Here is a 9,014-nt window from a genome sequence, read left to right on the forward strand (position 1 = left end):
CCTCGAGATGGTAAAAGAATTTTTAGGAAAAGTAGAAGGAAGTATTAAAATACCTAAAGATGTGCAAGGAACAGAACTTAGGATAAAAAGGAAAACGGAACTGTTTTCAAATTTGACTCACATTGTAGATTTAATAGGAGCGACTGCAACGTGGTTATATCATATTTCTAAAGAAAAACATATTGTCGTGCTTTATCATGTAAGAGGAAGTTTATTTCCGATTACTATTGAAGTTTCTAATTTTCTCTCCTATGAAAGTTTAAATTTACAAATTGAAGAGCAACTGGAGCAAATTAAAGAAATGAATGAGGAAGAAATAGAAGAGTTTCAAAACGGTAATACGTTATATGAAATGTCACCTATTATTATTGGTGAAACATATTATGAGCTACAAGACACGAATACATTACAATTTGTATTTAGTAAAAATATGCAAAGTGTAGAAATAATATTTAATAGTGTTAATTGGAAAGAGACAACGATTACTCGTTATGCACAACAAATACAAGGTGTTTTAATTAATAAATCACAAAATAAGAATAATCATATAAATGATTTTAATATTATTACAGAGGCCGAGATGGCACTTTATAGTCAAGTGAATGATACGACAGCAGTATATCCTGAGAAAAGTATCGTCGATATGTTCTATAATACTGTTACTCAATTTCCAAATCGTATAGCTTTATCTTCAAGGGAAGGTACTTTAACTTATGAGGAGCTAAATAAAAAAAGTAATCAAATAGCTCATATGTTAATTAAAAACGGCGTCCAATTAGGAGACTATGTTGGAATATTTATGAAACGTAGCATAGACACAGTAGTAAGTATGGTAGCTATATTAAAAGCTGGTGCAGCGTATGTTCCGATTGATCCAGATTATCCGGAAAGTAGAATACAGTACATTATTCAAGATAGCCAAGCGAAAGTTATATTGATGAAAGAGACGCCTATAACATGTGATGGGGTTCAAACAGTTTCAATGTATGATAGTGAAACTTATGAAGATACAGATGTAAAGTTGTCTATTCATTGTGATGATATAGCTTATATGATTTATACATCTGGTTCAACAGGGAATCCAAAGGGAACGATGTTAGCACATAGAGGCGTTGTTAATCTGTATACTTGGATGAAAAAGCAATATGAATTGACAGAAGAGGATGTATTTGCCCAATTTCCTTCCTTTAGTTTCGATGCTTCTGTATGGGAGTCATTTGCTTCTTTATTCTGTGGAGGAAACTTATATGTACTATTAGAGGAAGAGCGATTGTCTGTAGAAGCATTTGCAAATGCAATCTATAAAGTGAAAGCAACTTCAATCTTGGCATTAGCAACAATTTTTGTTCGACAAGTAGCAACTTATTTAGCAGAAGAAGATATATATAAGCTAGCTTCCCTAAAAAGAATTGCGATTGGCGGTGAAATGTTGCCTGTAGAGGTTATTAAATTGTGGAGAGAAAGAATAGGTACAAATGTTGAAATTCATAATGTATACGGACCGACAGAATGTACTGTAGTGACGACAACCTATAAAATACCTAGTCAGTTAAATGAGGATGTTGCGAGTATTCCCATTGGTAAACCATGTGCTAATTATCAAGTTATGATTTTGGATGAGAATATGAATCTTTGTCCAATTGGTGTACCTGGTGAATTATATATAGATTCAGTGGGATTAGCAAAAGGGTATTTTAATAAGCCTAATAAAACAATTGAAGCTTTTATTCCGAATCCTTTTAATCCTATAGTTAATATATATAAAACAGGTGATATCGTTAAGTTGCTAGAGGATGGAAATATAGAGTTTTTACATCGGAAAGATGATCAAGTAAAAATTAGAGGACATCGTATTGAACTAGGCGAAATCCAAAGTAAAATTTCTCAAAATCATAATATAAAAGAAAATGCTGTTTTTGCTAAGAAGAGTAAGGAAGGTAGCCAATATTTAATCGCGTTCTATACAACTTTAAATAAAAAAGAAATACCAGAATTAGTTTATCAGTTACAAGAGCAATTACCAGATTATATGGTGCCATCTAAACTAATTTATATTAATGAATTGCCACTTACACCTAATAAAAAGATTGATGTTAAGAAGTTAGCTCAGTTAGAAGAAAAGTATGAACCGGTTCGGCTACAAGAATATGTTGCACCTTCTAATAAAGCAGAAAAACAAATAGCGAACGCCTGGGCGGAAGTATTAGGAATTTCAAAAGTTGGAGTGCATGATGATTTCTTTACAATTGGTGGACATTCATTAAAAGTATTACGAGTCTTAACATTGTTAAAAGAAGATTTCTCACATTTAACAATTCAAGATTTCTTTAAAGAAAGAACGATATATGGATTAGCTCGAATTGAGCGAGAAGTAAAAGTAGAGAAAGAAGAAGTATTTCGTGAATATAAAGTGATTCACGAACCAGATACTATCACGTATGCAAACGTTTTGGAAGAAAACCAGATTTCAAATGTCTTTTTAACAGGAGCTACTGGTTATTTAGGATCACACATATTATATGAATTGTTGAGAGATACATCTGCTACTATTTATTGTTTAGTAAGACCAACTAAAGATGTGCAGCAAAGAATTATAGATACATTAACAGGCTACTTTAATGATGTATGTGAAGAATGGTTACAGCGTATACAGGCCGTAGCTGGTGATCTGGGAGAAGAGTATCTTGGGATGAGCGAAGAAGAATTTATGTTCATCAGTTCTAAGATGGATACGATAATTCATTGCGGTGCAGATGTAAGACATTTTGGAGATGTAAAACAATTTGAAAATATAAATGTTCAAGGAACTAGCCGTATGCTAGCATTAGCGGAGAAAGGTGCTACATTCCATTTTATTTCTACAATTGGTATCCCGTTAGAATTAGCGGTAGATCAATGGGATACATACATGAAAACTGGTGATTTTAATTACAGTGTAGACTTAGAGAATGTATATTCAAATAGTAAACTACAAGCGGAAAACATTGTTCGTGAAGCAATGAAAAATGGTTTGCGCGGAAATATTTATCGTGCAGGTAATTTAGCATGTCATTCAGAAACAGGTTCGTTCCAACAAAATATTGAAGGAAACGCATTTTATCGTCTTATTAAAACAATGCTATTAATTGGGAAAGCACCAAATGTGAAGTGGAAAGTTGATTTCACACCAATTGATTTTGCTAGTAAATCAATTGTATCGTATTTGCAAGATTCGAAAATTATAGGAGAGACGTTACATATTTGTCATCCACATCAAATTGAGTTTGAACAATTTATACAGCTAATTGGAGAGTGTGGATACAATCTTGAAATGGTTCCACTTTCAGAATATGTAAATACCGGACTTGCATTAGCGAAGGGAAATGAAGTAATAGCAGAGTTAATTGCTTCTCAAGTTGCAGGAGATGGAGCGCAGCAATCTGAAATTGTAATGGGTACGCGTAGAACGAATAAATGGATTAAGAAAAAAGAATTGATAGTACCAGCAATTAATAAAGAATTTATTCAGCAGTTATTAGCTCATGGTGAAAAAGTTGGTTATTTTCCAAAAATAATGAAATGATTATGCATGCTTTTGTTTGTTCAATAAAATAAATCATGCTACAATGAAAACGAATTAAGGACCGGGGAGCCAATTGGCTGAGAGGATGTAAGTAAACATCGACCCTCAACCTGATCTGGATAATGCCAGCGTAGGGAGTTACTTAAAGTGATGTAGCATATGTTATTCTGTAATAACTTGCATACAAGGCTTTCCTACGCAGTAGGAAAGCCTTTTCTTATTTTTGAAATTTAATTTTATAAGGGGGATTTTATTATGTCACAACAAGTTACAATGTCATTTTCAGTAGTACCACAAGCGAAAACGAAAGATGTATATTCTGTTGTCGATAAAGCAATTGAAGTTGTGCAACAATCGGGAGTTCGTTATGAAGTAGGGGCAATGGAAACAACTTTGGAAGGAGAATTAGATGTACTTCTTGATGTCGTTAAACGTGCGCAACAAGCTTGCGTCGATGCTGGAGCAGAAGAAGTGATTACTTCTATTAAAATCCATTATCGTCCAAGCACTGGTGTAACGATAGATGAAAAGGTTTGGAAGTACCGTGATGAATATGCAAAACCAGAAGCAATCTAAACTTATTACAACTATTTGGCTTATCCTTCTCATTGCGATATGGGAAGGATCTGTTTCATTATTTAAAATCGAACCGTGGATTTTACCAAAGCCTTCTGCCATTGTTCAAGAATTAATTGGGATGAAAGATTTACTATTACCAAATACGATGCAAACACTGCAGGAAGTTATAATTGGACTATTTTTTGCAATTTTATTGGGGACGAGCATCGCAATTATTATGGACGTTATACCGTTATTTCGTATTTTAATAAATCCATTGCTTGTTATTTCGCAAACAATTCCAATTGTTGTACTTGCACCGCTATTTATTATTTGGTTTGGATATGGGATGTTGCCGAAAGTAATGGTCGTAATACTCGTTTGTTTCTTCCCAATTGCGCTTAGTATTTTAGAAGGTTTTCAAACAGTAGATAAAAACATGCTGAAACTGTTACAAACAATGAAGGCGACAAAATGGCAAGTTTACCAGAAAGTAAAATTTCCAGCAGTGCTTCCATACTTTTTCTCAGGTTTAAAAATTGCAGTTACATATAGCGTAATGGGGGCAATTATCGGAGAATGGCTCGGTGCAAGTGAAGGATTAGGCGTTATGCTTACGAGGGCTACAAAATCCTTTTTGACTGCCCGAGTATTTGGGGTTGCAGCAATCATCGTTATGGTGACATTATGCCTGTATTTTATCGTAGAGTTTATGGCAAGAATAACAGCACCATGGATATATAGAAAGGACGGCAGAAAATGAAAAAAGGTTTGAAAGTTATGTTAGCTGCCTTAGTAGCGGTAGGTGTGGCTGGATGTAATCCGGCGAAGAAAGAAGAAAGTGCAAGTAAAGATCAAAAAGTAAAAGTAGTATTAGATTGGTTTCCAAATACGAATCATACTGGCTTGTATGTAGCGCAAACGAAAGATTATTACAAAAAGCAAGGATTAGATGTAGAAATTATTCAACCAGGTGACAATGTAACAGCAGAGCAAATGATAGCATCAGGAAAAGCAGACTTCGCAATAAGCGCACAAGAAAATGTAACGTTAGCTCGTGTAGAAGGAATTCCTGTTGTATCTGTAGGAGCGATTATTCAGCATAACACTTCAGCGTTTGCATCGCTTAAGAAAGATAATATGACGTCACCGAAAGATTTTGAAGGTAAACGTTACGGCGGCTGGGGAGGACCAGCGGAAGAAGCGACATTAAAGACGATTATGGATAAACATCAAGCTGATTTTAATAAAGTTGAAAAAATCATCTTAGGACAAACAGATTTCTTTAAATCAATTGGCCGTGATGCAGATTTTGAATGGATTTATTACGGTTGGGATGGGATTGAAGCGAAGCGTCAAGGAAAAGAGTTAAATACGATTATGGTGAAGGACTTAGATCCAGCGCTTGATTTCTATAGTCCTGTTATTATTACGAGTGAAAAACATACGAAGCAAGATAAAGACTTTGTGAAAAAGTTTATGAGTGCAACGACAGAAGGTTATAATTTTGCAATTAAGGAACCGAAAGAAGCTGCTGATATTTTAATTAAAGCTGTTCCAGATGTAAATAAAGATTTAGTTCAAGAAAGCCAAAAATGGTTAAGTACGAAGTATCAAGATGATGCTAAAGCATGGGGAGTACAGAAGGAAGAAATTTGGACGAATTACATGAATTTCTTATATGACAACAAAGTTATTAAAAAGAAAATCGATGTAAAAGATGCTTTTACAAATGAATTCCTTCCAAGTGAAAAATGAGCGGATTACAAATAAAAAATATAGTGAAATCTTTCGACGGAAAGAATGTATTAGAGAATATTAGTGCCTCTATACAAGAGGGAGAGTTTGTTTCCTTTGTAGGACCGAGTGGTTGCGGGAAAAGCACATTATTAAACATGATTGCAAATGTTGAAAAACCAACAAGCGGGAACGTAACGTATAACGATAAGCAAGTACAAGAGCAAGATGTTGTTAGTTATATGCCACAACAAGATTTATTACTACCGTGGCGATCAGCTTTGCAAAATATCGTTCTTCCGTTAGAAATTGAAGGAAAGCCGAAAAAACAAAGGCTGACAGAAGGAATGGAAGCATTAAAGCAGTTCGAACTAGATGAATATGCAGACCATTATCCAGATGAATTATCTGGTGGTATGCGTCAAAGAATTAGTTTTCTGCGCACATATTTATGTGAAAAGCCAATTATGCTGCTTGATGAGCCTTTTGGTAAATTAGATGCATTTACAAAAATGGAAGTACATAGCTGGCTTTTAAACTCTTGGCATCAAGAAAAGCAAACAATCGTTATGGTGACACATGACTTAGATGAGGCAATCTTGCTTTCAGATCGCGTATTTATTTTATCTCAAAGACCAGCGTCAATAGTTGGCGAGGTACAAGTGAAATTACCTAGGCCGAGAACGATGGATATGTTAACATCACTCGAATTAAAAAAGGATAAAGAAGAGATTTTAAGTGTGTTAGCTCCTTATATGAAAAAATAGAAAAAGCTGATGTTTTAATTTTAGACGAACCGACTAATCATTTGGATGTAGAAACTAAGATGGCTTTACAGGAAGCGTTACAACAATACAAAGGAACGGTTTTAATTGTCTCACATGAACCTTCTTTCTATGAATCGTGGATAACAAAAGTATGGAATATAGAAGATTGGAATGCTGAACAATATGAATAAAGAAAAGGCATTAGCTTTTATGAGCTAATGCCTTTTCTTTGTGATTAACATGATTTTCGAGAACTCTTACATGAGAATTGTATGAAGAAGCACTCTTATGGTGCGCTTATAAGCGTGCTTTTTCTTTTGTTATATTTATAATAATACGAAAGCCTTTCCCTAACAGGTGACTATCTTTCTTTATATATATAGATAGTTCAAAATGGAATAAAAATAATTCCTTTATGTAAAGGATAATATGGATATTATAGGAAGACAATAGAAATTAAAGGAAATTCATGTGAAATTCAAATGAACTTCATATTAAAGATTAAATATAATTATAATAGGTTATTGTGATATTTTTGATTTTTCATAAAATTCAAACTTTATTGAAGTAATTAATGGATATTACGTCTAGTTTTCGCTAATGACGGCATTTAAAAGTTCGGCAGGATTACCTGTTCCTGCACCGCCAATTGTAATAGATCCACCAGAAGGAATTTCACCATTCCATCCTGCGTTCGTAATTACATAATGATTATTTGTTTTACTACTAATTTTAGAATCCCAAACTTGTGTTAAATTGCCGCTATAATCAAATTCTAATTTCCAATTTTTAATAGGAGTCGTTCCATTATTTTTGATTATAATCGAGAAGTTATAACCGCTGCCCCAATTCGAAGTGACTGAAAATGTAGCAGTACCATTTCCATCAGGAGGTGTCGTATTAGCTTCATCCGTTTTGACAGTAAGAGCGGTAGGTTGTGATTTATTTCCAGCAGCATCTTTGGCAATTACCGAAAATTTGTATTCCGTATTAGGTTTTAAGTTTTTAATTGTAATGCTATTTGTTGTTGTACTCCATTTCTCTTCTCCAGCAGTAATTTCATATTCCGTAACTCCTACGTTATCAGTAGATACAGTCCAGTTTAATTGAACTGAGTTTGAACTTTTATTCGTAACTACAATGTTTTTAACATTCGTTGGTGGCTCAGTATCTTTTTGACTAATAGGTCCACCAAGTAATTCTTTTACTAGCGTATCAAGTAATTTTGGACCACTGCAACTATATTTTGGACTTGTACGGCAATCTCCGCTTAGTTCCCAAAACATTGCTCCACTTAAACCTTTCGTCTTTATATAGTCTGTTTTGTATTTCATAGATTCATTGTCATCGTAGCTAATAAATGTGCCTGTAGTTGCATTATATAAGTAAGGTAGAGGGTGTTGCAAAACTAAAATAAATATGCAATGTTATGAATCAGAAAAACTAGCTGAACATGCAATAGATAGCGATTTTGACCATACCAACGTGGCTGTTCCAGCCCTTTATCTTTGAGATGACTAAACTGTTGTTCAATTTTTCCACGCTCTTTCATCAACTGTTTGCCAAAGGTAGTTTGTAGAAAATGAGACACTACACGACGATGTGTACTTTTGATTGGTCCGCTATTACGCGGGTTAATTGGATTGATCGCAAAGATATCACATGCTCCGGCAATTTCATGAATGTGCTGACTATCATAAGCGGCATCTGCAACGGAAAATAACACATTTTGGTTTTGTATATCCCGAAGCAATGCAGGAGCTATTTTACTATCATGTACATTTGCGGTTGTAAATGCATACGACAATATAACACCTTCTGGTGTAGAACAGACATGAGTTTTATATCCCTTATACCAACCATAGCGAGTAGATTTTCCCCATTTCGCTTGAGAATCATATAAACTACTCCGTAAGGCTGTACTATCAATTAAAACGCACGGAATTAACCCTAAATTCTTTTCTTGAAGAATTTGTTTATGAAGCAACGGAATTTCTTCGTTGCGAAACCAAGTGCCTACACGTGAAAAAGTAGATATATGAGGAACAAGCGAAAGGCCACAAGATACACGAAATGAAGGATATTGATGTAAAAAACGAGTTAACTTACGTAATGAATTGATCTGGAATACCGTTTTTATAAAAAAACATTTGAGTAAAGCTTTTCTACAGATGGGTGGGCGGCCTGTCATAGGCGGAACGCCTCCAATGGTTAAACTGTCTACGTAGGCAAATAAAATTTGTAAAATGGATTGATTTTGATCAAAATTGGTTATCATACTAGTAAATCCGTCCTTTCTGGAGATAGTTTTAGGATACTATCATTCTTCCAGGAAAACGGGTTTCTTTATGCATTCATTTTTGGATATTTATGAGTTTTGCAACACCCTC

At 34.4% G+C, this 9,014-nt stretch carries 6 protein-coding genes, 2 pseudogenes and 1 riboswitch; of the genes and pseudogenes, 6 read left to right on the forward strand and 2 right to left on the reverse strand.

Annotated features, from left to right (window positions below; all coding sequences use genetic code 11):
* The first annotated feature begins 7 nt into the window (after window positions 1–7).
* The 6 genes and pseudogenes from V6946_RS02095 to V6946_RS02120 form a co-directional block, all read left to right on the forward strand.
* The gene (locus V6946_RS02095) at window positions 8–3,562 is read left to right on the forward strand and encodes an amino acid adenylation domain-containing protein (protein WP_366982376.1); all 3,555 of its coding nucleotides are present in this window, start codon (window positions 8–10) and stop codon (window positions 3,560–3,562) included.
* Between the two features lie 52 nt (window positions 3,563–3,614).
* Window positions 3,615–3,716: riboswitch (TPP riboswitch) on the forward strand.
* Between the two features lie 101 nt (window positions 3,717–3,817).
* Complete coding sequence (locus V6946_RS02100) at window positions 3,818–4,138, forward strand: MTH1187 family thiamine-binding protein (RefSeq protein WP_000082906.1); 321 nt, start codon at window positions 3,818–3,820, stop codon at window positions 4,136–4,138.
* On the forward strand, window positions 4,110–4,883 hold the full coding sequence (locus V6946_RS02105; protein ID WP_001057166.1) for an ABC transporter permease: 774 nt from the start codon (window positions 4,110–4,112) through the stop codon (window positions 4,881–4,883). Before V6946_RS02100 ends, V6946_RS02105 begins: the two co-directional genes overlap by 29 nt.
* Window positions 4,880–5,878 (forward strand): ABC transporter substrate-binding protein, encoded by a 999-nt coding sequence (locus tag V6946_RS02110; protein WP_000715573.1) that lies wholly within the window; start codon window positions 4,880–4,882, stop codon window positions 5,876–5,878. Before V6946_RS02105 ends, V6946_RS02110 begins: the two co-directional genes overlap by 4 nt.
* Complete coding sequence (locus V6946_RS02115; protein WP_000016084.1) at window positions 5,875–6,624, forward strand: ABC transporter ATP-binding protein; 750 nt, start codon at window positions 5,875–5,877, stop codon at window positions 6,622–6,624. Before V6946_RS02110 ends, V6946_RS02115 begins: the two co-directional genes overlap by 4 nt.
* A pseudogene (locus V6946_RS02120) lies at window positions 6,621–6,815 on the forward strand (ABC transporter ATP-binding protein); the annotation flags it as partial. The gene V6946_RS02115 and the pseudogene V6946_RS02120, both read left to right, overlap by 4 nt.
* 396 nt (window positions 6,816–7,211) lie before the next feature.
* On the opposite strand, the pseudogene V6946_RS02125 reads toward V6946_RS02120, so the two are convergent.
* Window positions 7,212–8,018: pseudogene (locus V6946_RS02125) on the reverse strand (cellulose binding domain-containing protein); the annotation flags it as partial.
* A 14-nt stretch (window positions 8,019–8,032) separates the two neighbouring features.
* Window positions 8,033–8,902 carry an ISNCY family transposase gene (locus V6946_RS02130; RefSeq protein ID WP_023520903.1) on the reverse strand — a complete coding sequence of 290 codons (870 nt, stop codon included), beginning with the start codon at window positions 8,900–8,902 and terminating at the stop codon, window positions 8,033–8,035.
* Window positions 8,903–9,014: the final 112 nt, after the last annotated feature.

The sequence above is a fragment of the Bacillus sp. PPSBB_2 genome (assembly GCF_045291115.1).
Lineage (GTDB): Bacteria > Bacillota > Bacilli > Bacillales > Bacillaceae_G > Bacillus_A > Bacillus_A cereus.

Coding starts and splice junctions, on each gene's coding strand:
- V6946_RS02095 (WP_366982376.1), top strand. CDS start 8: ATGGTAAAAGAATTTTTAGGAAAAGTAGAAGGAAGTATTAAAATACCT.
- V6946_RS02100 (WP_000082906.1), top strand. CDS start 3,818: ATGTCACAACAAGTTACAATGTCATTTTCAGTAGTACCACAAGCGAAA.
- V6946_RS02115 (WP_000016084.1), top strand. CDS start 5,875: ATGAGCGGATTACAAATAAAAAATATAGTGAAATCTTTCGACGGAAAG.
- V6946_RS02105 (WP_001057166.1), top strand. CDS start 4,110: ATGAATATGCAAAACCAGAAGCAATCTAAACTTATTACAACTATTTGG.
- V6946_RS02110 (WP_000715573.1), top strand. CDS start 4,880: ATGAAAAAAGGTTTGAAAGTTATGTTAGCTGCCTTAGTAGCGGTAGGT.
- V6946_RS02130 (WP_023520903.1), bottom strand. CDS start 8,902: ATGATAACCAATTTTGATCAAAATCAATCCATTTTACAAATTTTATTT.